Source organism: Staphylococcus shinii, from assembly GCF_017583065.1.
GTDB classification, from domain to species: Bacteria; Bacillota; Bacilli; order Staphylococcales; family Staphylococcaceae; genus Staphylococcus; species Staphylococcus shinii.
The window spans coordinates 406,145-430,408 of record NZ_JAGEVL010000001.1 but is presented as its reverse complement, the minus strand read 5'-3'; the positions used below and the strand labels follow the sequence as shown (position 1 = coordinate 430,408).

The window sequence follows — 24,264 nt, the reverse complement described above, 5'->3', positions numbered from 1 at the left end:
TCAAAAATAGCCTATTTAAAACGATTTTAATAAAAGTTTTTTCAATAATGGTGATAATTGGGAAGGAAGATTTTCAACCCCTTCTACAAATAAAGCGTATTGCCCATAAATATTATGGATCGTTTGCTCAATATCTTCTGTAATAGGTTCTTGACTTAAAAATACATTGAATACTTCAATACCCATTTTACGAGCTGTTTCAACCGCTTCATAGGTATCTAATATACCATCTTGACTATAGTTATATGCAGAAGGTTCTCCATCTGAAAATACGATTAAGAAACGTTGGTTGTGGGAGCGACGCATGAGTCTTTCGCTACCAATTCTAATAGCAACACCATCTCTGTTATCATCTTGTGGCTCTAACGCCATGATTCTTGGCCCATCTTTATCCATCATAGAACGAGTGTATGTGATAATCTCATCTATAATGTTAGGTTGGTTTGCTTCGTCCGCATCGAAGGCATCTTCATTAAATGCTAATATTTCATGTTTTACATTGAGGCTCTTTAAGGTTTCGTGAAATAAGACGACCCCTTTAATTGTTTCTTCCATTTTATCTTGCATACTGGCTGAAGCATCTACTAATAATGTGAACGTAGCATCGAATGACTGACTTAAGTCTTGTTTTTTATAAAACAACTTATATTGATCGTCTATAAACCAGTTGAGTAGATTTTTTTGTAATCTACCTTTTGTTAAATTATGTCGTTCATCTTGATATTCTCTATCAATCGTTTTTTGTATGATTTGAATTAAATCTTTAATTTCAAATTGTACATCAGATTCAACTTCGTGATATTCATGGAGATATTCAGGTTTGATTTCAGGGATGTTCCATTTAATTTCTACATTTTCGTTAATTCCTTTTAAGGCGAAAGCTTGATTATGTCCAACAGAACCGCCTTGATCGTCTTCTATATTATTAGATGAACCTTTACCTTTTTTGGTTTGCATATCAGTCATATCATCACCGGTATCACCTTCACGCGCATTATCATTATCACCCATGACTTCGCTGTTTTCCCCTTCATGTAATTCCATTTCTAAATATGCACCACCTTGTGAAGCGCTATCTTGATTATTTGATTCCATCTCTTCACTTACTGAATCTTCATCTTTCTCTTCGTTTGAGGTACCATCAGTATTACTTGCGTCTGTTCTAGTCAAATCCTCGAATTGAAGTGCTTGTATAGACTCATAAACTTTTTTAGGTAGATGGTAATATTCATTAAGCATATCTTCTTTTAATATATCATCAATTTGAAACATGATTCTCTCAGCTAAATACATATTATCTTCAGAAGTCGTGTTATAGAAAAAGTTCGGTAAGTACATATACATATTATTTAATACATCATCAATTTGCGGGTGTATTTGCGGTATATCATAAAAATTTTCTGTTATAAAAGATGCTTCTAGATATAAAAATAATAAATCTGTAAAAGTTGTTTTGGTTCTATATACATTTATTTGTGTCTTGGTGTAGTTTAGTCTAATTTCATTGCGCATCTGAATAGCAGATTTTGTTGATGGACGTTCTTTTGCTATCGTACTTAAAATGCGCTGATCTTCGAGTAGTTTGAAAAGCTGTTGATAAAATTTAGGGTGTTTGAACTCTTTATTCTGGATAACATGATTCACAATCTGTTCATCCATCATCTGGTAGCCATAAGCAGCGAGCATGACGTCAGTTTTTAATCCTGTAGTTTCAACTTGTTCCTCTCTATGTGACCAAAATGAACTGGTAATTAAAGTATTGTTAATTGGATCATAATAAGGGAATTTTTGAATTTTAACTTGTGTTTGCTCATTTTTCAGTAAAAGACGCGCTAAATCCTGAAGCATCATCACTTGTTTAGCATCTAGCTGTTCGTCATTAAATTTTATAAAACGATCACTCATGTTTATCCCTCACTAAAAATTTAATTCTACTGCGTTTAAAATAGCTTGCTGTTCTCGCTCGTCTTCCAATTTATCTATTATTGTTCGTTGAATTGCACGTTCGATTGGCATAATAGTAGCTAAATCACTTAAATCTATTAATGCACGAATACTAGCCGCTTCTTCTGAAATTTGACCCTGTTTTGTCATTGTACGTAAGTCTTCATTAAATTTAATGATTTTTTGTATTAACACAGTATCTGTTAACTGGCTTTGCTGTTTTATGACATCACTTAAAATATCGCCATCGATATAGTCTACTTGAATGACAACAAAGCGGTTTTTCAATGCTTCGTTCATTGGTAAAGTTCCTATATACCCAACGTTAATTGCTGCAATGACGTTGAATCCTGGTGCTGCATTAACGACTTCACCTGTAAATGGATTCGTCAGTTTTCTACGGTAGTCTAGCACACCGTTTAAAATAGGCAACGTTTCAGGTTTAGCCATATTAATTTCATCAATATATAATATATGGCCTTCTTTCATGGCTTTAATTACAGGTCCATCTATAAAGACAATTTCTTGCGTACCGTTATCGTTAGTTTGGATAGTTTTGAAACCAAGTAAGCTCTCTGCATCTAAATCAACTGAACAATTGATTTGGTGCATTGGTCGATTCATTGTTTCGCTTAGTGTTTCTGCCAATTTCGTCTTACCAGACCCTGTTGGCCCTTTTAATAAAATATTTTTGTTTAACTGCATCAATGCTTCTGCATCGTTAAAGACTGTTTCATCTCTATTAATATAGTTTGTTCTTGTCATTATGAATTGTCTCCTCTATATAAAGTATGGCTTATTTATTTATAAGAAATCATTAAAAATAGACTGGGGCATGAATACATCATCATATTTTGCCCTAGCCCTATTCGTTAAAAAATTATTTAAACACGCAACATAATATGAGCGTGTGATTTATCAATTAATTTTATACTTCTTTGAAATATTCTTTGTAATAACCACCAACAAGCCCAGAGTTATCAATAATTTGGTAATATTCTTCGGTTTCATTGATAACGTCATATTGTTTCCCAACAGTAAGCATATCAGAAACTGTAAATTTCTTTGCGTTTGTGTGAATAACTTCAACTTTTTTAACTGGTGTATTTTCTTTCCATGTTTCGTGTAACATAAATAAACATTCCTCTTTCTATGATTTAATTTCTAAAGTCAATATAAAAGTGATACCACTTTTTTCACTAATTCTTAAGGATTTTTCGCCTTCTTGATCTAACGATTGGTAAGGGATACCTATAGACTCAAGTTGTTGTAATGCATTTTGGAATTGAGCTTTGGATTCAGTTGCAAACTCAATTTGTTCTACAATACCATGTTTTGGCATTTTTAAATCTTCATCAGTAGCGTGTAAATGTAATTCTCCACCTAAACCGCCTTCTCCAATTCGGAAAACTTGTACTTTATAGTCAGCGTCATGGTATGGTGCATATTCTGCGAAATGTGTAAGACCAAACACTTTTGTCAAAATAGATTGAGTTAGTAGTATTTCATTTACTTTAAGCAGTACAGGGCCTAGCCCCTGAATTTGATGTAGTGGGTTAACAGTGCTATCAAATGTAGGCATTCCTAGAGGTGCACCCGTATTATGTTCATTTGAATAAATATTGAATATCTGATGATTATGGTCTTTAAATTCAAAATACTTATGCCCATTTAAATCAGTAATTTCACTATGATCAATTTGATGGTCATCTAAGATAGTTTGATATTCATCTAAACCTTCGTCACTTGGTAAACGTAAGCCAATATTTTCAATATGATTTTCTTGGTTCGTATAGTTTGGTATTTCTACAAAATGAATACGTGTGCCAGAGTTTAGTTCTGCATCACCAAAACGGAGAGCCTGTCCTTTATCTGCAACATTTAGACCTAATACATCTTTAAATAAAGTTTTAGTTTTTTCTAAATTATCTGTCCCTGTGGTTACACTTCTAAGACCATTCATTATATTAACCCCTTTATTCATAGCTTTTCAATCATTATAACTTATTTTACGTGTTATTTATACGATGAAGTTTACTGCAAATGTGTATATTAATTAAATTTTTAGAATATACATTGGATGAACTAAAAAAATGTATTAATATAGGTATATATCATGATTTTAATCTTATGAAATAGATTAGTAGTATATTGATTATTAATAAAGGAGGTTTGTCATTATGGGTGGTATATGGTTTGTGTTTGGTATAACCGTACTTATTGCAGTTTATTCTGGTATTACCTTCTTCACTAACGTAAACAATAAAGCGAAACAAAAATCTCAAAATGCAAAAAGCGCTAAAAAGAATAATATTTACGGCGTGGTATTTTTGGTATTTTTAATTATTGCTATTATTGAACTATTTGTTTATATTGCTTAATTGTGATTTAAGTTATATTTTAACTATTTAAATCAATAAAAAGAGACCCTTGCAAGTTTGTAATACACTCTAACTTGTAGGGGTCTCTTATATAGTAAATTGTTTAGGTCTTTTTGAATAGAATAATAAGTAATTTAAGTGTTATTAAAATATAAATTACAGCAAATAAACATAAGAGTAGGAAATTGGTATTAAGAAATGACAAATAATCACTATTCATTTGATTTAAAAGATTACTAATTGGTGGTAACACCCAGAGAAACCATTTGGTAAATGGAAAAGTTGTAATAAGTACATCTTTAGTGAAAATGATGAGCATAATAAATATTGTTAATAACCATCTATAAGATTTAGTGGCGATTTTCGTATTAGTAATAAAAGCCCCTAATACAATGCCAAACATACTTAACAATAAATGTACAATTACACCAATTAAAACAAGATTAAATGAAACAGTTTTATCAAACACATTAAGTAAAAGTGGATAGATTAATGAGAAAATAATGAACAATGTACTAAGTAAATATAAATATAGTATTTTTATTAACAAATAAGTAGTCTTTGATTTTAATTGTATATAGAAAATATGACGCTCATTTAAAGTATCACGTCCGAAATTAATAATGGTCAGCCATGTCATGATTATAAATAAACCAATCGCAGTAGAACCATAACTTGATAAGACTGGCATATCTCTATAGATATAAATGCCAATGACCCACAGTAAGTATGTAAATACTGGTGCAATAAATTGATATGATGTTAAAAATTTTAGGTGTTCGTATTTTAAAAAAGAATATAGCATTTTAAAGATCCTTTACTTCGATGATTTCGCAATTATGCTTTAATAAATGTTGTAAAACGATATTTAAATTTTGTTTGTCAACTTGCAAAGTTATATATTGGGGATTAGAAGTTATTTTAGCCCATACCCATGACGTCAGCTCATGTTCAATAATTTCATTAACATGTTGTTGGTTAGTAATCGTAATCGATTTTAACACACGGTACTTAGATTGTGGCATAAATGTATAATCATCTAAACTCAATATATGAGTCGCAATGGTTTGTTCAATATTAGAATCATGATCTGTAATAATTATTGTTTTAGTTTTCGATAAATGTTGTAAACGAGTTAAAAATTGTGCTTTTGACATTTTATCTAAACCTGAAAATGGTTCGTCAAATACTAATATATCTGCATCCGTTAATAGGGTTTGGATGATATTCACTTTTTGTAAAGAGCCTTTTGAAAGATGATGTAATTTAGTGTTTTGAAGTGAAGATAGATTTAATAGTGCTAAATAATCATCGACTGTATGGTTGTCAGATTTCCGCTTCATATTTAAATTTTGAATCGTTGTTAGAAATGACTTTGTTGTTAGTTTTATGTTTTTAGGGAAACTATCAGGCGCATAACTTGTATAGCCAGAAACATTAATGACACCAGAATTTGGTGTTATTAGTTGTGTCATCAATTTGAGTGTCAAACTTTTACCGACGCCATTCTTCCCTTTTAATAAAGTGATTGAACCTTTGGGTATTTGGAATGATAAATTATTGATGATTGTTTTATTGTTAAGTTTTAAGGTTACCTGATCCATTGCTACTGCTATTTCAGCCATATACATACTCCTTTATACAATACTCAGCTATCATTATTTGTTTTTATTATATATAAGTTGCACGACGCCACTTTGATATGTATTAGTTTTTATATGTATCAGGTTAACTCTATCTACTAAATATTCAAATAAAGGTTTTCCTGAACCTAACACAAACGGGTGTATAGATAAGCGATATTCATCTATTAAGTTATTATTTATAAAAGAAGTTATAATACTTGAACCGCCATATAACCAAATATCTTTAGTTTCTTGTGCTTTGACTTTATCTATACTTATTAGCATATCCTCTGAATGTATATATTCGGCGTTTGCAGAAACAAGATTTTTTTGGTGCGTAAATACATATTTTTGTTTACTATGAATCTCTTCCCACATAGCATCGTCTCCGTTTTGTCGATTACCTAATTGAGGTGTATAATTCCCCTACAAATCATAGCTTTTTCGCCTATATATGATAGCGCTAACCTGTTTTAAAAAAGCACTGAAATTCATTTTTGGGTCCATAATACGCCAATCAATTTCACCAATTGGTCCTTCAATATAACTATCTAAACTTACAGCGAGGTCTAAAATCACTTTCGACCGATTATCCACATTAACACCTACCATTATTTATATTATATTTAGTATATGGAAATATATGTATAAATTCAATTGATAATAATTTTAATATAAATATATTAGAATTAAAAATGCACAACGATAAAAAAATCGATGTGCAATAAAAATGAATAACAAAAAATTTTTAATTACTTGTAAAATGAATAACGCTGTTTGATTTGGAAGATTTCTGTATAGCATCAATCATGGCAATAGATGCTAATGCGTCTCTAGGTTATATATAGTCATCAGTATCTTCAATAATACAATTGTAGAATTGGTTAATTAGTTTACTATGGCTAGGTCCATAATACGATTTATCACCAGCTAGTTTTTCATCTTCCTCAATTTGAATCTTATAACCCTGTTTATTCATACGCGTAAGTATATTATCTTTAATAGTTAATTTTTCATTTTCAAATATAACCTGTAACTCTACGCTTGAATTTCCAAAATTGGCATTAGTAGCAAAGAACATACCGTTTGCATTATTTGCAAATTTAATATGTGCAGATGCTGTATCTTCTACTTCAATATCATAATCCAATAATTGTGATACGGTTCCTTTAATAGATGCTATATCCCCACAAAGTAATTGCATTAAGTCTAATGTATGAATAGATTGGTTAATTAGAACACCGCCGCCTGCCAAAGCCATTTGTCCACGCCAAGGTTTTTCTGTGTAATAAGATTCAGGCCTAAACCATGTAACTAGTCCTTTTACACCAATGACCTCGCCGTACTGTCCGCTTCTAACAATGTGTTGTAATGTTTGAAAGGTATCGTTATATCTATTTTGAAAACAAATCCCAATCTTGGTTTTTGGATACTGGCGTTTTAACGTGACTAATTCAAGTCCTTCTTTGGCGTTAATAGCTAAAGGCTTTTCTTGTAATACATGGACGCCTTTTTTAACACATGTTGTAGTAGCTGACACATGTAAATGGTGAGGCAAACATATATGAACACAATCTAACATTTCTGAATCTAACATACTATTTAAATCATTATAAAAATTGCCGTAAGGCGCCTTGTTTTTTAATGATGCATCTTCATCACAAACCGCGATTAATTCTGCTTTAGGATTTTGTTGTATTGCGTGTATGTGAATTTGTGATATATCGCCTAAACCGACTACACCAACTTTCAGCATTTGACCATCTCCTATTATAGGTGGGTTTATTTATCTTCTGAATTAATTTTATGTTGTAAAGCATTTTTGAATTCTGTTGGATCTACAGGAACTGTTACTTCTTTGCCTAACCAACTAGAAAGATAAATTGCATTTACGAAGTTAACGCCATTAATACCATCACTGCCAGGCGCTATAAGTGGTGTATCATCAATAATATTTGCGGCGAAGTTTTCAAGTACACTGATATGTTGTTCGCCCCATACACTATCAAATTCGAAAGTATCTGTCTCGTAGATGTCTCCTATACCGTCACCTTTGAAGATTTCTGCTACATCAGCCCAAGTCATCGTTTGATTCATTTCGTTTTCTGATTGTTTTAAGCGTTTAATAGTTATTTTCTTACTATCTTCGACTAAAATTTTTCCTTTATCGCCTGTGATTTCTAGTCGGTCAGTGCCGATAACGTCATGCGTACACGTGATGAAAACACCTGTCGCTCCGTTACCGTAATCTAGTACTGTTGTCACATCGTCATCAACATTTAACTTTCTCTGATAGCCATATTTTACGTTGGCATACACTTTTTCTGGTAATCCGCATAACCATTGCAATAAATCAATTTGATGTGGTGCTTGGTTAACTAACACACCGCCGCCTTCTCCATCCCAAGTTGCACGCCATGGACTTTGATCATAATATGCTTGTGGACGCCACCAAGTAGTAATGATCCAATTTGTACGTCTAATTTGTCCAATTTCTCCATTATCAATTAAGGATTTAACTTTTTGATAAAGCGGGTTAGTTCTTTGATTAAAGAAAATACCAAATGTTAATTCGGGTTTAGAAGCGGCTAAGTCACTAATTTCTTTTACTTTTTCGGCATAGATATCAGCTGGTTTCTCTAATAGTGCATGTATATTTCTATTTAATGCAGCTTTACCTATTTCAGTGTGTAAATAATGTGGCACAGTCGTCACAACAGCATCAACGTCTCCACTTTCTAATAAATCAATATAGTCATTATAAAAAGGAATATCTGGATAGTTTTCGGTAGCAAGTGCTTTTTTATCAGGATCGATATCACAAATGGCTCCTATAACTACATTTTTCACTTTATTTTCATTAATAAAGTTAGCATAAGTATTTCCTTGCGCTCCTAATCCAATTATGCCTAAACGAATATTTGTCATTATACATTCTCCTTATTTTCAATATTTTTTAAAATTTCTAAAAGTGCTTCATACTGAATTTGATATCCTTCAGCGCCATCTTTTGCAGCTGTATTTTGGATAGTTTCAGTAGAATGCTCTATTTCTAAGTCTTTAATTGCATCAAATACGACCAGGTGAGGTTCTAATGTTAAGAAACCTTTATAGCCATGATTTATCGCCTGTTTAAGAATAGACTCAATTTGGCCATCGCCTGTACCACAAACAACGTTAATACTGTCTTTATAGACCGCATCTTTGATGTGGATGTATTCAATGTCAGGTTCTAAGAGTTCATAACATGCTTGCGTATCTTCCCCACATTGAACGAAATTGGCAAAATCGAAAATCGCTTTAAAATGGTCAGACCCTACTTCATCAAGGATGACTTTACAACGACGAGCAATATCACCGAAAATATCTTTTTCATTTTCATGCAGTAAAACGACGTTATATTGCTTTGCTATTTTTGCAAATGCTTTTAATTTTTTAATGACTAAATGTTGATATTCATCAAAATCTTGTTCTTTAGGTATATAAAAGCTGAAAATCCTAATATACTTACAAGACAATGCATTAGCGATTTCACACATGTTTTTTAAGACGACTAATTGCTTTTCAAATGCTTCTTCATCTTGGACATAAATTTTGCCGATTGGAGAACCGATAGATGAGACTGAGATATTCCATTCATTTAATTTTGGAATAACATAATTCTTTATTTTTTCGACTGTATAATCCCCTATATTTTCGTCATCAATACCACGTAATGAAATGTAACGCATACCTAATTCTGATACCTTTTGCAATTGTGTGTCTAAATCTGATGAAATTTCATCAGAAAAACCTGATATAGCAATGTTATTTAACATGAATTTTCCTCCATTTGTTTTAAAATTAACGAACATAATTGTAATCGCTTACATATTGTCTGTAATTGTAATCAGATATTAGAACCAATGTTTATAACCTAATTCGAATAAATGATCTCGGCTTGTTACTAAACAATCATAAGGGTCGGCACCATACAGTTCATCTTGTTCTACGAAGAAGTATTCACTACCACTTTCTAACCCAACTTCAATAATGTCTTTTAGTGGTAAAGTACCTTCTCCTAGTTCTGCAAATTGAGTGATCATATGTAGCATATAGTATATCTTTTCATGACCTTCGCCGGGATATTGATTCATATCTATTTCACCTACACGAAAATCTTTTAAATGGATTGCACGAATACGTTGTGCATAATTTGGTATAACGTCTATAGGGTTAAGCCCAGCTCTCCATATCCAGTGCACATCTAATTCGAAGCCTAGATTTGATGTATTATCGCGCATTAGATCAAGCATAAATTGCCCGTCATAGCGAACAAATTCAAGATTATGTGCATGATAATATAAATCAATGCCTTCCGCTTTTAGTCGTCGTGCATAGTCATCGCAAATTTTTGCAAAGTTAAGTATGCTGTCCTTTGAGCCCATATAATTCATCGGCAACATACCAATTCTTAAAATATTACAGTTAACTGCCTTACAATCCGCAACAATCTTTTCAAAATCATTTTGTAAAGTGTCACCAGGATATTTTTGTTCGGACGAAATATCTTCTACCCCACATGACATAGCTGCAATATTCATATCAAAGTCTTCGATGGCTTTTTGCATTTCAGCAATGTTATGAGCAGTCATTTCTATTTGTGAAACCTCTACAGCGTGGTACCCAAGTTCATGAATCGTTCGCAATACATTGTAGATGCCATCTTCTTCTACTTTTTGCTTTAACATCATCATCTGTACGCCAATTTGTGGTTTAACCATATAAATCATCCTTTCATAATAAACAAATTTAAGTGTTATAATGTGAGTATAAATTATTAGAAAATTTTAAACATTGTAAAAAAAGATAAAAATATTGTATTTTGAGCGGGAGGCATATCAATGTTAGACGATGAAACACTTAAACTAAAATTTGATACTATTTCACTACCATTCGAGGGAGAATATGCAGTGTGGCATAAAATTAGTGATGGCCACTTTGGCAATGAGCTACACTATCATGACCATTACGAAATTTTCTTTTCATTATCCGGAAATATGCTGTACACGATTGAAGCAGAGCAATATCAATTAGACGTTGGTTCCATGTTGATAATAACACCGTACGAATTTCATCAGTTGAATGAACAGATGGATGGACATGCTGAACGTATTGGTCTGAGGTTCGATGCGCAGTTATTAGAGTCACTTTCCACTCCTGAATGTAATTTAATGCAATGTTTTGATACCAAATCACCTAACTTTAAACATTTACTACAGTTAACAGAAGTACAAAAGCGTGAGCTTTATTATTTATTACAAGGTCTTTTGAATGAGCAAGAAAATAATAAATATGGTAAGAAGCTTGCTGAAGAATCAATGTTGACTCAATTTTTTGTGCTCCTCAACAGAGTGTCGATAGAAAATGCTGAAATAAAAATGGACGATGATCCACAAATGCAGTTAGTGAGACAGGTATTAGACTATATGGAGTTACACTATGCTGATCAGATTTCTCTAGAAGACTTAGAAAGGAAATTCTATGTTAGCCGTTATAAAATAACACAGTATTTTACACGAATAGTAGGATATCCACCATATCGCTATTTATTACAAATAAGGTTACAAAATGCACAAAGAATGTTAAAAAAAGGAGAAAGCCCTCAACAAGTAGCAGTTTTATGTGGTTTTAGTGATTACTCGAATTTTTATAGACGTTTTAAAACAATATATGGATGTAGCCCTAAAAATTATTATCAACAACATTTAACTAATGGTTAAGTAAACTTAAAAATATAATACATTTCATAAATATAGCAAGCTGTACTTTAAATAAAATATATTAAGATGGTACGAAGTTTTGTATGAGTTACGTAATTTTACAAAAAATCTTAAAACATTGTTATGACAGCTTATACACAAATATCCACTACCTCCCCTACCTGTTAATGCGTTATAACGTCTGAACAGACGTTGATAAACAAAACTTTATATTGTAGGTTTTATACGTTATATTGTATGTTGAGGTGTTTTTAAATGAAAGAAATCAATGATATTATCGCAGAAAATCTAAAATTATTTAGAAAGCAAAATGGTTATTCATTAGAGTATTTATCAGTCCTTACAGAGGTTAGCAAAACGATGTTAGGACAAATAGAACGTAAAGAGTCAATACCATCTATTACTACATTGTGGAAAATTGCTAACGGACTAAAAGTATCTTTTGCAGAACTGACACAAGATAATGAGGAATTTGTAAAAAAAATTACAATTCATGACATACAACCATTAACATCTTCAGAAGATAAATATAGCATTTACCCTTATTTCAAATTTGATATTGCTAAAAAGTTTGAAAGTCATATGGTTATAATAGAGCCTGGGGGCACCGTGAATGGAGAACCACGTGGCTCTAGTGCAAATGAATATATTACTGTATTTGATGGGACATTGACGCTTGTATTAGGCGACGAACGAGTTGTTGTAAAAAAGGATGAATCAATAAAATTTAATGGGAACCTGTTTCATAAATATTTAAATGAGCATGATTCAACATTGAGACTTAACATGATCATTCATTATTAAATCAAAAAGTGCCTACGCAATTTTATGTGTAGGCACTTTTTTAAAAACAAAAATATTAAAAACCATACATATAGTGTATAGTAAAGGCTGTCGACAGGTTTTTGTGGGCGTTTTCCGCGGGCACTGCCTTAACATGTAGTGTTCGGCTAGTTCGCTTCCCGCTGGAGTCGGAACAAATCATTGCCTATTTTACACTGAAAATTAAAGAAAGATATTAGAATAATATTGCGACAGTTGGTTAAAAAACAAGGTAAGTTAGATACAAACCTAAAAGTGTGAAGAATAAAACAGGTAAAGTAATTATAATACCTGTTTTAAAGTAAGTACCCCATGATATTTTTACACCTTTGTTTGTGAGTACATGAAGCCACAATAACGTAGCTAACGACCCGATTGGTGTTATTTTAGGCCCTAAATCTGACCCTATTATATTGGCATAAATCATACTTTCCTTAATTATACCAGTAGCGCTCGATTGACTGATAGCGAGTGCGTCAATTAAAACTGTAGGCAAATTATTCATAATTGAAGATAATATAGCGGCTATAAAGCCCATCCCCATAATACTACTAAACAAACCAAAACTTGAAATATGAGTTAAAATATCAGCAAGTATTATTGTGATGCCTACGTTTTTGAGACCAAACACAACAAGATACATTCCTATAGAGAATACCACGATGTTCCAAGGTGCTTCTTTTATTACTTTTTTTGTGTGTACTGCTTTTGATTTTCGAGCAAGTATAATAAATATTAATGCTACTAAACCAGCAATAATTGAAACCGGTATGGCAATAAATTCACTAATTAAATAGCCTATAACTAAAATAGCAAGCACTATCCATGAAAGTTTGAAAAGTCGTTTATCCTTTATTGCCGTATGCGGTTCTTTTAAATTATCAGAATTGAATTTATTTGGTATTGAACTTTTAAAATATAGCCAAAGTACAACTATACTGGCTAGCAATGAAAAAATATTTGGTAGAAACATTCTTAAAAAGTACTCTAAAAATCCAATGTTGAAATAATCTGCAGAAACGATATTGACCAAATTACTCACAACAAGTGGTATAGAAGTTGTATCGGCAATGAAACCACTGGCAATGACAAACGGGAAAATCACTTTCTTACTAAAACCTAAATGACGTACCATAGCAAGTACTATAGGAGTTAGTATAAGGGCAGCTCCATCATTTGCGAAAAATGCTGCAACTATTGATCCTAATATCATGATATAGATAAACATTTTTAATCCATTACCATGTGAAGCTTTAACCATATGTATAGCAGACCACTCAAAGAATCCAATTTCATCTAAAATCAGTGAAATTAATATAATAGCAACGAACGTTAATGTCGCATTCCAAACAATCCCTGTAACTTCTATTACATCAGCATAGCTAACGACACCAGTTACTATTGCTAAAATCGCACCAATACAAGCAGATATGCCTATATCTAAGCCCTTTGGTTGCCAAATAACAAAAATTAAAGTAATAACAAAAATACTAATTGCTAATATTGTCATAGCGGCACACTCCTCGTTTTATTAGATGGTTCGTTATAGCAGAGCTTGGTTTGAAAATTAGTGTGAGGTCAAGCTCTAAAATTGTTATATATTTTGTTTTATGATGATACATCGTTTTATCCCTACTTTCCTGTTTTTGCAATTCAATGCGCAATACAATTTTCTTATAGAGATATGTATTGATTAATATAGTTTGATATTAATATCTACGATATTATTCTTATATAAAGCAAATAATGCTTATGATTATCTGACTTTTCATTTCTAAGCGCTAAATACAATTTATTAACCTATACAGAGTAACATCAACATAACTAAATAGCTATATTGTTATAGCTATTTAGTTATGAAATTGGTTGGTAATTTATTAACAAATTCAAACCTTTTTGTTATCTTACTGTTGCAATGAATTACTATTAGAGGATATTAATTCTCATTAAATATGTTTGATTCGGGATAAACTTTTTAACAATAAGGGGTTTTTAAATGCAGCAAAGGTTTAATAAAATTGAAAAAGTATTATTGTCTGTGTCTTTAATATCAATCTTCCTTAATGTTTTAATAGTCTTTAATTTTATATATGTTAGTAAGGGTGTATCGACGTTTATTTTATCAGTAAATTTATTTATACTTAGTTATATTTATTTTAAAAAGCAAAATAAAATAGTTGGATGTATGTTGTTAATCATTGCGATTTTTTATTTATTAAATCCTTTATTTCTTTAATTTATTGGAACAAAAAATATTTGATTTAACTGAACTGTGCGGTCCGGCTATAAGTCAGTTGCTTACATTATCATCATTAAGGCAGTGACAATTTAATTGTCACTGCCTCTAACTTTATCGCCCGTTTTTTGTACATGTTTTCGTTGAGCGTCTCCTTATCTTTTATTTTTGGGCTCGTGTGCTTCCCTATGGAGCTGACTATTACACAAAGATAATAAAATATTAGATTTAGAATTTGTTTATGAACTTTCAGTATTATCTTTTTTTCATGTTTTCTTTGCCTATTATAAAATAAACTAGTAATAAACCTATGCATGTAGTAATTAATGAATAAACTATTTTCCCTAAAATGTGTTCAGGTGGCGGGATAATATAAAATGCTGTGCACATGACTAATGACATAATGATACCGAATTTCAAAGCGCTTTTAAAAGTCATAAAATCATTCCTTTTTTATAGATAATTTTAAACCTATATCTTACGTTACATAATAACAATTTTATATTGTGAATGTTTTATAATTCCAAAAGTGTCTGTTTTAAATTCCTAAGTGTTATATATTTAGAATTTGCTTTTTAAAGGCCTTTTGAACGTAATATTAGTATTTCTGACTTTGATCCCTATGAATTTGAAAATTATGCTTATATGATACTCCCTTTTGTTTTCTATGCATTTTTAATATATGGCTCTATGTAATTTTGATAGTTTTTTATTAGGTGTTTTTTAAATTATATATAAACATAAAAATACAACGACGATAAACGCCGTTGTATTAGGGTTAGTAAACTATTTTGTGTTGTGGATTAAGATTCTAGTAGTAAATCTTCTGGATTTTCAATTAATTCTTTAATTGTTTTTAAGAAACCTACAGCTTCTTTACCATCAATGATTCTGTGGTCATAGCTTAGAGCGATGTACATCATTGGACGGTTTTCAATTGTATCTGCATCGATAGCAATTGGACGAGTGATAATTGAATGCATACCTAAAATTGCGGCTTGGCTACCGTTAATGATAGGTGTAGACATCATTGAACCAAAGATACCGCCATTTGTGATTGTAAATGATCCGTTAACCATATCATCTAAACCAAGTTTTTTGTCACGCGCTTTTTTAGCTAAGTTACCAATTTCATCTTCAATTTCAGCAAAATTTTTCTTGTCGCAATCTCTAACAAATGGTACAAGTAAACCGTCTTCTGTAGAAACTGCAACCCCGATATCATAATATTGTTTAGTAATCATGTCATCGCCATCAATTTCAGCATTTACTTCTGGATATTTTTTCAACGCTGCTACAGCTGCTTTTGTAAAGAATGACATGAAACCAAGTTTTGTACCATCATGGTCTTTGATGAATTGTTCTTTCTTACGTTTACGTAAGTCCATAACATTTGTCATATCGATTTCGTTAAAAGTAGTTAACATAGCTGTATTATTAGATACTTCTAATAATTTTTTGGCAGCTGTTTTCTTACGACGAGACATTTTTTCTCTAATAACTGGTTTTGATGGGTTTTGTTGCGCTGGTTTTTTAGTTTCTTCTTTAGCAGCTGGTTGTGATTGTTGAGTATTTGATTGTTTTTGACTTTGATCAACATGAGATTTTCTCACCACATCGTTAGAAGATGGTGATACTTCAGATAAGTCAATACCTTTTTCACGGGCGTATTTACGCGCAGATGGTGTAGCATTTACTCGTTGTCCGTTATCTTGTGATGACGCTTCTGATTTACTTCCAGTTGATTCAGATGATTCAGATGATTGTTGTTCTTTATTTGAATTGTCAGTTGCTTTAGTATCTTCTTGTTTTGTTGATGACTCGGAAGTATTATTACCGCTTCCTTCCCCAACTACTGCAATTGCTTGGCCAACTTCTACTGTGTCACCTTCGTCAGCTAATAATTCTTGAAGCACGCCTGCTTCTTCTGAGACAACTTCAACGTTTACTTTGTCTGTTTCTAATTCAACAATAGCTTCACCTTTATCTACGCTATCACCGACTTGTTTTAACCATTCTGCAATGGTACCTTCTGTTATGGATTCTGCTAATTCTGGAACTTTTACCTCTGGCATGCTTAACTTCCCCCTAGTTAATGTTTGTACTTTGTTCGATTATCATATTTTGTACGAGTTTGTGAATTTCACCATCACCTTCAGCAGGAGCTGAACGTTGGATACGACCGTGATAACTTAAATCGTATTTATCAGTTGTTAATTCTTTTAGATAAGGATAAACGAATGACCATGCACCTTGGTTCTTAGGTTCTTCTTGTACCCAAGCTACATTTTCTAAATTAGGTAATTCGTTTAATAATGCATTAATTTCATCGGCAGGGAAAGGATAAAGTCTTTCTACTGCTACGATTAAAATAGAATCTTTTGGGTTTTTTGCCAAATATTCTTTTAAATCAATAAACATTTTACCTGATGCTAAAATAACCTTTTTCACTGCTGATTTATCGTGATCTTCTGGTAAAATTGGTTCGAATTTACCGGAAGTGAATTTACTTATAGGATCTGCAACAGTCTTATTACGTAATAAGCTCTTAGGTGACATAACCACTAATGGTCTCATAGACTGTGTACCTAAATTCGCTGCTTGTGCACGTAATAAATGGAAGTAGTTGCTTGAACTAGATAAATTAACGATAGTTGAATTATTTTCACCAGCTAATTGTAAAAATCTTTCTAAACGTGCAGATGAGTGTTCTGGACCTTGACCTTCAAATGAATGAGGCAAGAATAAAGTTAATCCTGAACGTTCTCCCCATTTAGCGCGAGAACTAAATAAGAAGTTGTCGAAAATCATTTGAGCCATATTTGAAAAGTCCCCGTATTGTGCTTCCCAAATTGTCATACATGATTTATTTTGCACATTATAGCCATATTCAAAACCTACAACTGCAGCTTCTGATAATGGAGAGTTACGTACTTCAAAGGTTGCTTTTTGATCAGGTACGTTGTGTAATGGTACATATTGTTCGCCGGTTTCTGGATCGTGCAACACAGCGTGACGGTGACTGAATGTGCCACGTTCACTGTCTTGACCAGTCAAACGTATTGGTGTTCCATTTTGAGTGATAGTTGCAAAAGCTAATTGTTCTGCTTGAGCCCAGTCAACTAATCCATCTTCACTTTCAAATGGTTCCTTACGTTTCTCTAGCACTTTATTTAGCTTTTTCAATACATTGAAGTTCGAAGGATAAGTAAGCATTGCGTCATTAATTTCTTTTAATTGCTCAAAGCTTAACTCAGAATCGTCGTTTTGTATTGGTTCAGCTAAACTTTCAGGTCTTTGCATTTCTGGGTTGTCCATTTTGTCGTTTTTATCAATTTTATCATGAGCAGCTCTTAAAGTTTTTTGGACATCGTCAATGATATTATTCATTTCATCTTCTGAAATGATATTTTCGCTGACAAGTTGTTTTCCGTATAAGATTTCAACTGACTCATGTTTACGTATTTCATGATATGGTAGTGGGTTTGTGATTGATGGTTCATCCATTTCATTGTGTCCGTATCGACGATAACCTACTAAATCGATGACTACATCTTTATTGAACTCTTTTCTGAACGCCATAGCAATTTCAATTGCTTCAATTGTTGCTTCAACATTATCAGCATTTACATGCATGATTGGAACGTCATATCCTTTTGCAACATCTGAAGAATATGTTGTAGAACGTCCGTCTTGAGGTTCGGTTGTAAAGCCAATACGGTTATTTGTAATAATGTGAAGTGAACCACCTGTTGAATAACCATCTAAATTACCTAAGTTCATAGCTTCAAAGTTAATACCTTGACCAGGATAAGCGGCGTCACCATGAATTAATATAGGCATAGATTTTTTAAATTCGGTAGTTATTGAGCCTGGTTTATCAGTTGTATCTTGATTAGCACGTGTTTTACCAAGGACTACTGGTGATACGATTTCTAAATGACTTGGGTTGTTTGCCAATGAGATTTTTTGTTCAATACCATATGATTGCGTTGTTTTCACTCCGCCAAGATGATATTTAACATCACCAGACCAACCGGATGTTAATTCTAAACTGCCATCTTCAGGCAAGAATTTCATTGGATCTGTGTGCATAAATTCAGAAATCATCATTTCATATGGCTTTTCTAGAACATGTGTTAAAACATTTAATCTTCCACGATGGGCCATACCGATTTGGATATTTTGAATGCCTTCGTCGCTCGCAATTCTTAATGTTTGTTGTAGCATAGGCACAAGAGTATCTACACCTTCGATGGAGAAGCGTTTAGCTCCAACAAAGTTTTTGTGTAAATATTTTTCAAAACCTTCTACGTGGGCTAAGTTTTTAAATAGTTCAATTTTTTGATTATCATTTAATGTTGCTTTGTATGGAGTTTCAATTCTACGTTTTAACCATACACGTTCTCTATTATTATTAATATGTGTGTATTCAAAGGCAATTGGACCTTTGTAACGCTTTTCCATACGCACAATTGCTTCGTATGCATTATCATAGATGTCTTTAAAATGGTCAGAAACAATTCCAGCTGAAATAGATTCAAGTGTTTCTTTGTCCAAATTAAAATCTTCGATTGTTAACTTGGGAACATTTTCTCTTTCAGGTCTATTAACAGGATAAATATCTGCCAACAAATGCCCATATTGACGAATATTATCGATAAGGCGCATAACACGTTTGATTGTGCTATCCCCTTTAGTTATGTTACTCTGACCTTCATTATTTGTTGTGATGTTTGCTTCACCGTTTTTAATTGTACTAAAAAGGACTTGCAAATCTTCAGGAACTGCACTAGGATCATTTAGATATATATCATATAAATCTAAAACATATCCAAGATTTGCTCCGAAATTTACAGGTGCCTCGGAAACCTGACTTTCGTTGCTCATATTACACCCTCCACAAAATAGTTGAAACGCTTACAAATCAATAATAGCATTAAATATATACAAATTAAAGTACCAATAACTCACTTATCTGAAAAAAGGAGGTGCCATAGAAATCTAATTATAATAATAAGACTTCTATGGCATCTCCAGTTAATATTTACGACAGTGAAAAACTACTTCATAAGTGTATTTTATTGCTTGAAAAGCGCCATTAACATATTTTTAACTAGCAATAGATTAGCATCATCCAGTCTAAAGTTAATATTAGATAATATTGTTAATGACTATATTATTGTTAATGACTATATTATTGTTAATGACTATATTATTTTAAACGCTAAACAAGCATTGCTAAAATATAATTTTGAAAGTTGTATGTTGACCTACTACACTATCTACGTGAATCTTACCGTGATTTAATTCTATAATTTTTTTGGCGATTGATAATCCTAAACCATTACCACCTAGTTTACGTGAACGTGATTTATCAACCCTGTAAAATCTATCAAAGATAAATTCGATATCTTCTTTAGGAATCCCAACACCATGATCTGTAATTTCTATAGATATTTGTTTATTCCGTAACTTCGTCTGAATATGAATATGTTTGTTAACTTGATCATATTTCATTGCGTTATCGATAAAAATAATCAAAACTTGTTCTAATTGATAACGGTCAATTTTTATATTTAGTGGCTTAGAATAAGCATCAAATTCAAAAGTATAATCTTCATGAAGTTGTTTTAAGGATTTGATTCGTGACGTGATTTCTGCGTTGATTTCTACATTTTCAATGTCTCCATCTCGACTATTACTATTTTCTTTGGTTAGTAATAACAATTCTTCAACCAATTTTGTGATTCTAGACATTTCTTCTAATGAGATATCTAAAGACTCTTCTAAAATAGCAGGGTCTTTTTTGCCCCAGCGATTAATTAAATTCAAATGACCTTGTATGATTTGCAAAGGTGTTCGAAGTTCATGAGAAGCATCTTCGACGAACTGTCTTTGCTGATTAAAAGATTCCTCTAATTGAAACATCATTTCGTTGAAGGTAGCGATTAAGTTATCAGTTTCTTCGTAGTTTGTAGACAACTCAACTTTTTCTTGGAAACCATCTCGACGTATTTGTTGCATTTTATTAGACATTAATATTAATGGTTTTGTAATTTGTGATGAAAAGAAATAACTAATGATTGCTGTAATAAATGTTGCGATTATACCAAATATTAATGCAATAAAGTAAAGTGAGTTAACGAGTGCGTTGTAATCTTCTAAAGAATGTACAATCACACTATAGCCCTTGAATTTAGGCGAATCTATATGATCGGTTATAATTAAATAGTCTGTATTTTGATGTTTCTTAATAACAATATTATTCCTATCTTTAGGAACTACTTCTGGTGAGAAAGTAATCGACTCATCATTTGAAGTTTCAATCAATTTTTTTTCATCATCGTTATAAAGTATTACTTTTTGAAAATTTCCCAATGAAGCATTTAAATCTAATGGCGTTATATGATTAATGTTTTTAGATTCAAATAATTGAACAATATCTTCAGAACTGCGATTAGCTTCACTTAATTCATTATGTCTGAGTGAGCTACTTAAAAAGAATATTATAATTAGGCTAAATATGAATATAGTTAAAAATGTGATGGTTGTAGTAATCATCATCCATTTTGTTTTTAGTTTACGCTGCTTCATTGTCTAATCACATACCCAACGCCACGTACAGTCTCTATGCATTTATCTTTACTAAAAGGTTTAAGTTTATTTCTTAAATATCGTATATAAACATCAACGACATTCGTTTCTACTTCTGTATCGTATCCCCATACATCTGTGATAATTTGTTCTCTTTGTAGCACGTGATTTTTATTATTTGCTAATAGATATAACAAATCATATTCTGTTTTAGTTAAATCTAAAGGATGGCCATCGACAGTCACTTTAAATGCATCTTTATCAATGATAATACCTTTGATATTAATTACATTCTTTTGTGGCTGGCGGCGTAACATAGCACGGATTCTAGCTAATAATTCTTCTATATCAAACGGTTTTACAATGTAATCATCTGCGCCATAATCTAGTCCAGCTACTTTATCATAGGTATCGCTTTTTGCTGTAATAATGATAATGGGTGTTGTTTGTTGTTGACGAATTTGTCTACATATTTCGAGACCATTTATGTTTGGTAACATTAAATCTAATAGGATTAAATCATAATCATTAGTTAATGCTTTGTTTAAACCAGGTTGTCCATCGTATTCGATGTCGACTTCATAGTTTTCATGCTCGAGTTCAAGTTCAATAAAGCGAGCTAGGTTTTGTTCGTCTTCCACTATTAAAATTTTTGTCATAAGTAGCACCTCAAGTTATATATTAAATGAAATAGTCAATTGTAGAAAGTCATACTAAAAATAATTATATATTAAAAGTACTCGTGAATTAATACGATTGACGCTAGTTTATAAAGTTTTTTTAAGAAATAAAAAAATTTTGGATTTTTAATTGACAATCATTCTCAGTATTGTATAATGTAATTGAAAATGATTATCAATTCCAAAAGTAAGACATTCCCCCCCACACATATTTCGTTCTTATTTGGATTGATCATTTTCAAAAATATCCCCTTTTATATGCCCGTAAAAGACTAACGTTGCGAGACAACGTGAATATAAAAACCGGTTTTACTTAGTAAAATCGGTTTTTATAATAAATTTTGACACATATTAGGCAGTTAAATGATTTCATTATCATTTAACTGTCTTTTTATGTTGAGAATATCTCAGTTTATATTACTTGGACTATTTGAGCTTTTGTTTTATTAGGATAACACAAAAAGGCTCTCACAAAGTTAGCACTTCGGAGAGCATTTGATAAAAAAGATTTAAATTTTTAATTTGTGACGTAATATTAATGATGATAGAACTACGCAGAATGCGCCACCGATGATACCTGCGATAATATCGGTAGGATAATGAACTCCAAGGTACACGCGCGAAGTTGAGATCATAATAATAAATAAAGCAGATAATCCGATCATGAAAGCCTTTGATTTTCCTCTCATTGTTCGATTGGCAATATACATGGTACTTCCAAAGAATGCTGCAGAGCCCATAGCATGTCCACTTGGGAAACTGAAACCAGAGATATCGATAAGTCTAAGTAAAGTTGGACGTTCTCTATCAAAGATATTTTTTAACAGTGGATTAAGTGTACTTGATAAGCTCATAGCAATTGCAAAAAATAACGCTTCAATATTTAGGCGTTTTAACATTAAATAGGCTATTAATAAAAGCGATAAACATATCATTGCCCATACTTCTCCGATTTTAGTAACACCAAGAAACATAGTTGTAGTGATAAAACTTTCAGAAGAATATATAAACTCATAAACTTCGTTGTCAATCCACTTTCCTAATCTGGATTCGTGAAAGAATGCAATGATGCCAAATATTAATGTGAAAATGATGAGTAATGATATTCTTTTCCAACGACTCATTGCATAAACCTCCATTAACTTAATGCGTCTTTAATTATTTTTCTAAATAAATCTTGTCGTGTAAAACTTTCTTTATACGTTTGCATTTGATTAATTATTACATCGCGATTTGCTTCGATGTTATTTAATTGATCTATTAATTTTTGTTCTGTTAAATCATTTTCAGGAATCGTCTTACCGAAACCTTTAGCTTCAAAGTTTTCAGCGTTATCAATTTGGTCGCCACGTGATTGCTCAAGTCCTAATGGTATTAGAAGCATTGGTATACGAAGTGCTAGAAATTCATAAATTGCATTTGACCCAGCGCGACTAATCACTGTATCAGTAATAGCGAGTAAATCAGTTAAATCATCTTTAACAAAGTCAAATTGAATATAATCTTTTTGATTCGAATATTGTTCATCGATTAGGCCTTTACCAGTTAAATGTATAATCTGATAAGTAGCTTGTAAAGCTTCGAGATTCTCTCTAATAATACTATTAAGTTTTTTACTACCTAAACTACCACCCATAACTAACAATACTTTCTTGTTATCATTGAACTCTGTAAGTTGATAACCTCTTTTTTTATCTCCAGTTTTAAGGTCTTCTCTAACAGTGGCCCCTACAAAATCTGCTTTATCTTTAGGTAAATATTGTAAGGTATCTTCAAATGTGGTGTAAATCTTCTTCGCAAACTTGAGTGAAATTTTATTTGCAAGACCTGGTGTTAAATCAGATTCATGTATAATAGTAGGAATCTTTAATGATTTAGCAGCTATAACTACAGGTACAGAGACGAAACCACCTTTAGAAAATAATAAATCAGGTTTTTCTTTTTTTAATACACGTCTTGCGTCTAATATACCTTTTAAAACTTTAAATACATCTTTGATATTGTCCCATGATATATATCGTCTCAATTTACCGCTTGATATCGAATGATATTTAATAGATGGTAATTGAGATTCTATCATTTCACGTTCAATACCTTTTTTTGAACCGATATAAAAAGCTTCGTAATCTTCTTCAAGTGCAGTTGGGATTAAACTTAAATTAACGGATACATGGCCAACTGTGCCTCCACCAGTAAATGCGATTTTCGTCATATTAT

19 protein-coding genes and 2 pseudogenes are annotated in these 24,264 nt (G+C 31.9%); 3 read left to right on the top strand and 18 right to left on the bottom strand.

What is annotated here, in order from left to right; genetic code table 11:
- Positions 1-15 precede the first annotated feature (15 nt).
- The 4 genes from J5E45_RS02120 to J5E45_RS02105 all read right to left on the bottom strand — a co-directional run bounded on the left by J5E45_RS02120 (position 16) and on the right by J5E45_RS02105 (position 3,907).
- Positions 16-1,905 (bottom strand): vWA domain-containing protein, encoded by a 1,890-nt coding sequence (locus J5E45_RS02120; protein ID WP_208181524.1) that lies wholly within the window; start codon positions 1,903-1,905, stop codon positions 16-18.
- A 12-nt stretch (positions 1,906-1,917) separates the two neighbouring features.
- Positions 1,918-2,709 (bottom strand): ATP-binding protein, encoded by a 792-nt coding sequence (locus J5E45_RS02115; protein ID WP_039066536.1) that lies wholly within the window; start codon positions 2,707-2,709, stop codon positions 1,918-1,920.
- A 163-nt stretch (positions 2,710-2,872) separates the two neighbouring features.
- Complete coding sequence (locus J5E45_RS02110) at positions 2,873-3,076, bottom strand: DUF6501 family protein (protein ID WP_039066534.1); 204 nt, start codon at positions 3,074-3,076, stop codon at positions 2,873-2,875.
- 18 nt (positions 3,077-3,094) lie between these two features.
- On the bottom strand, positions 3,095-3,907 hold the full coding sequence (locus J5E45_RS02105; protein WP_069793080.1) for a VOC family protein: 813 nt from the start codon (positions 3,905-3,907) through the stop codon (positions 3,095-3,097).
- 217 nt (positions 3,908-4,124) lie between these two features.
- On the opposite strand from J5E45_RS02105, the gene J5E45_RS02100 reads away from it, so the two are divergent.
- Positions 4,125-4,325 carry a hypothetical protein gene (locus J5E45_RS02100; RefSeq protein WP_039066532.1) on the top strand — a complete coding sequence of 67 codons (201 nt, stop codon included), beginning with the start codon at positions 4,125-4,127 and terminating at the stop codon, positions 4,323-4,325.
- 103 nt (positions 4,326-4,428) lie between these two features.
- Here the strand turns inward: J5E45_RS02100 and J5E45_RS02095 are convergent, their stop codons facing one another.
- From J5E45_RS02095 to J5E45_RS02065, 7 genes and pseudogenes are all read right to left on the bottom strand, one after another.
- Complete coding sequence (locus J5E45_RS02095) at positions 4,429-5,130, bottom strand: ABC transporter permease (protein WP_119605256.1); 702 nt, start codon at positions 5,128-5,130, stop codon at positions 4,429-4,431.
- A 1-nt stretch (position 5,131) separates the two neighbouring features.
- Positions 5,132-5,950, bottom strand: a complete 819-nt coding sequence (locus J5E45_RS02090; RefSeq protein ID WP_039066529.1) for an ATP-binding cassette domain-containing protein — start codon at positions 5,948-5,950, stop codon at positions 5,132-5,134.
- A gap of 33 nt (positions 5,951-5,983) precedes the next feature.
- A pseudogene (locus tag J5E45_RS02085) lies at positions 5,984-6,562 on the bottom strand (dihydrofolate reductase family protein).
- Between the two features lie 136 nt (positions 6,563-6,698).
- A pseudogene (locus J5E45_RS02080) lies at positions 6,699-7,706 on the bottom strand (Gfo/Idh/MocA family protein).
- 26 nt (positions 7,707-7,732) lie between these two features.
- Positions 7,733-8,878 (bottom strand): Gfo/Idh/MocA family protein, encoded by a 1,146-nt coding sequence (locus tag J5E45_RS02075; RefSeq protein ID WP_208181523.1) that lies wholly within the window; start codon positions 8,876-8,878, stop codon positions 7,733-7,735.
- Positions 8,878-9,768 (bottom strand): sugar phosphate isomerase/epimerase family protein, encoded by an 891-nt coding sequence (locus tag J5E45_RS02070; RefSeq protein WP_069793075.1) that lies wholly within the window; start codon positions 9,766-9,768, stop codon positions 8,878-8,880. Before J5E45_RS02070 ends, J5E45_RS02075 begins: the two co-directional genes overlap by 1 nt.
- A gap of 78 nt (positions 9,769-9,846) precedes the next feature.
- Positions 9,847-10,713 (bottom strand): sugar phosphate isomerase/epimerase family protein, encoded by an 867-nt coding sequence (locus J5E45_RS02065; RefSeq protein ID WP_039066524.1) that lies wholly within the window; start codon positions 10,711-10,713, stop codon positions 9,847-9,849.
- A 120-nt stretch (positions 10,714-10,833) separates the two neighbouring features.
- Here J5E45_RS02065 and J5E45_RS02060 point away from each other — a divergent pair, with 120 nt between their 5' ends.
- A complete protein-coding gene (locus tag J5E45_RS02060; protein WP_208181521.1) occupies positions 10,834-11,712 on the top strand; it encodes an AraC family transcriptional regulator in 879 nt (292 codons plus the stop codon).
- Positions 11,713-11,967: 255 nt separating this feature from the next.
- Positions 11,968-12,516 carry a helix-turn-helix domain-containing protein gene (locus J5E45_RS02055; RefSeq protein WP_069793073.1) on the top strand — a complete coding sequence of 183 codons (549 nt, stop codon included), beginning with the start codon at positions 11,968-11,970 and terminating at the stop codon, positions 12,514-12,516.
- Between the two features lie 238 nt (positions 12,517-12,754).
- Here the strand turns inward: J5E45_RS02055 and arsB are convergent, their stop codons facing one another.
- From arsB to J5E45_RS02020, 7 genes are all read right to left on the bottom strand, one after another.
- Positions 12,755-14,044 carry an arsenite efflux transporter membrane subunit ArsB gene (arsB, locus tag J5E45_RS02050; RefSeq protein ID WP_039066519.1) on the bottom strand — a complete coding sequence of 430 codons (1,290 nt, stop codon included), beginning with the start codon at positions 14,042-14,044 and terminating at the stop codon, positions 12,755-12,757.
- Between the two features lie 1,529 nt (positions 14,045-15,573).
- Positions 15,574-16,845: a dihydrolipoyllysine-residue succinyltransferase gene (gene sucB / locus J5E45_RS02045; protein WP_039066515.1), complete on the bottom strand. Its 1,272-nt coding sequence runs from the start codon at positions 16,843-16,845 to the stop codon at positions 15,574-15,576.
- Between the two features lie 13 nt (positions 16,846-16,858).
- Positions 16,859-19,660: a 2-oxoglutarate dehydrogenase E1 component gene (locus tag J5E45_RS02040; protein ID WP_069793072.1), complete on the bottom strand. Its 2,802-nt coding sequence runs from the start codon at positions 19,658-19,660 to the stop codon at positions 16,859-16,861.
- Between the two features lie 351 nt (positions 19,661-20,011).
- On the bottom strand, positions 20,012-21,367 hold the full coding sequence (locus tag J5E45_RS02035) for a HAMP domain-containing sensor histidine kinase (RefSeq protein WP_208181520.1): 1,356 nt from the start codon (positions 21,365-21,367) through the stop codon (positions 20,012-20,014).
- Positions 21,364-22,026, bottom strand: a complete 663-nt coding sequence (locus J5E45_RS02030; RefSeq protein WP_039066511.1) for a response regulator transcription factor — start codon at positions 22,024-22,026, stop codon at positions 21,364-21,366. The genes J5E45_RS02035 and J5E45_RS02030 overlap by 4 nt, the downstream gene beginning before the upstream one ends.
- A gap of 530 nt (positions 22,027-22,556) precedes the next feature.
- Entirely contained in the window at positions 22,557-23,171 is a 615-nt protein-coding gene (locus J5E45_RS02025) for a phosphatase PAP2 family protein (RefSeq protein ID WP_039066510.1), read from the bottom strand.
- Positions 23,172-23,185: 14 nt separating this feature from the next.
- Entirely contained in the window at positions 23,186-24,259 is a 1,074-nt protein-coding gene (locus tag J5E45_RS02020; RefSeq protein ID WP_107549101.1) for an undecaprenyldiphospho-muramoylpentapeptide beta-N-acetylglucosaminyltransferase, read from the bottom strand.
- Positions 24,260-24,264 lie beyond the last annotated feature (5 nt).

Bases quoted from the DNA above. Each gene is read 5' to 3' on its own strand.
- J5E45_RS02105 (WP_069793080.1), bottom strand. From the start codon at position 3,907: ATGAATGGTCTTAGAAGTGTAACCACAGGGACAGATAATTTAGAAAAA.
- J5E45_RS02100 (WP_039066532.1), top strand. From the start codon at position 4,125: ATGGGTGGTATATGGTTTGTGTTTGGTATAACCGTACTTATTGCAGTT.
- J5E45_RS02065 (WP_039066524.1), bottom strand. From the start codon at position 10,713: ATGGTTAAACCACAAATTGGCGTACAGATGATGATGTTAAAGCAAAAA.
- J5E45_RS02060 (WP_208181521.1), top strand. From the start codon at position 10,834: ATGTTAGACGATGAAACACTTAAACTAAAATTTGATACTATTTCACTA.
- J5E45_RS02030 (WP_039066511.1), bottom strand. From the start codon at position 22,026: ATGACAAAAATTTTAATAGTGGAAGACGAACAAAACCTAGCTCGCTTT.
- J5E45_RS02025 (WP_039066510.1), bottom strand. From the start codon at position 23,171: ATGAGTCGTTGGAAAAGAATATCATTACTCATCATTTTCACATTAATA.
- arsB (WP_039066519.1), bottom strand. From the start codon at position 14,044: ATGACAATATTAGCAATTAGTATTTTTGTTATTACTTTAATTTTTGTT.
- J5E45_RS02110 (WP_039066534.1), bottom strand. From the start codon at position 3,076: ATGTTACACGAAACATGGAAAGAAAATACACCAGTTAAAAAAGTTGAA.
- J5E45_RS02075 (WP_208181523.1), bottom strand. From the start codon at position 8,878: ATGACAAATATTCGTTTAGGCATAATTGGATTAGGAGCGCAAGGAAAT.
- J5E45_RS02070 (WP_069793075.1), bottom strand. From the start codon at position 9,768: ATGTTAAATAACATTGCTATATCAGGTTTTTCTGATGAAATTTCATCA.
- J5E45_RS02095 (WP_119605256.1), bottom strand. From the start codon at position 5,130: ATGCTATATTCTTTTTTAAAATACGAACACCTAAAATTTTTAACATCA.
- sucB (WP_039066515.1), bottom strand. From the start codon at position 16,845: ATGCCAGAGGTAAAAGTTCCAGAATTAGCAGAATCCATAACAGAAGGT.
- J5E45_RS02040 (WP_069793072.1), bottom strand. From the start codon at position 19,660: ATGAGCAACGAAAGTCAGGTTTCCGAGGCACCTGTAAATTTCGGAGCA.
- J5E45_RS02120 (WP_208181524.1), bottom strand. From the start codon at position 1,905: ATGAGTGATCGTTTTATAAAATTTAATGACGAACAGCTAGATGCTAAA.
- J5E45_RS02035 (WP_208181520.1), bottom strand. From the start codon at position 21,367: ATGAAGCAGCGTAAACTAAAAACAAAATGGATGATGATTACTACAACC.
- J5E45_RS02020 (WP_107549101.1), bottom strand. From the start codon at position 24,259: ATGACGAAAATCGCATTTACTGGTGGAGGCACAGTTGGCCATGTATCC.
- J5E45_RS02115 (WP_039066536.1), bottom strand. From the start codon at position 2,709: ATGACAAGAACAAACTATATTAATAGAGATGAAACAGTCTTTAACGAT.
- J5E45_RS02055 (WP_069793073.1), top strand. From the start codon at position 11,968: ATGAAAGAAATCAATGATATTATCGCAGAAAATCTAAAATTATTTAGA.
- J5E45_RS02090 (WP_039066529.1), bottom strand. From the start codon at position 5,950: ATGGCTGAAATAGCAGTAGCAATGGATCAGGTAACCTTAAAACTTAAC.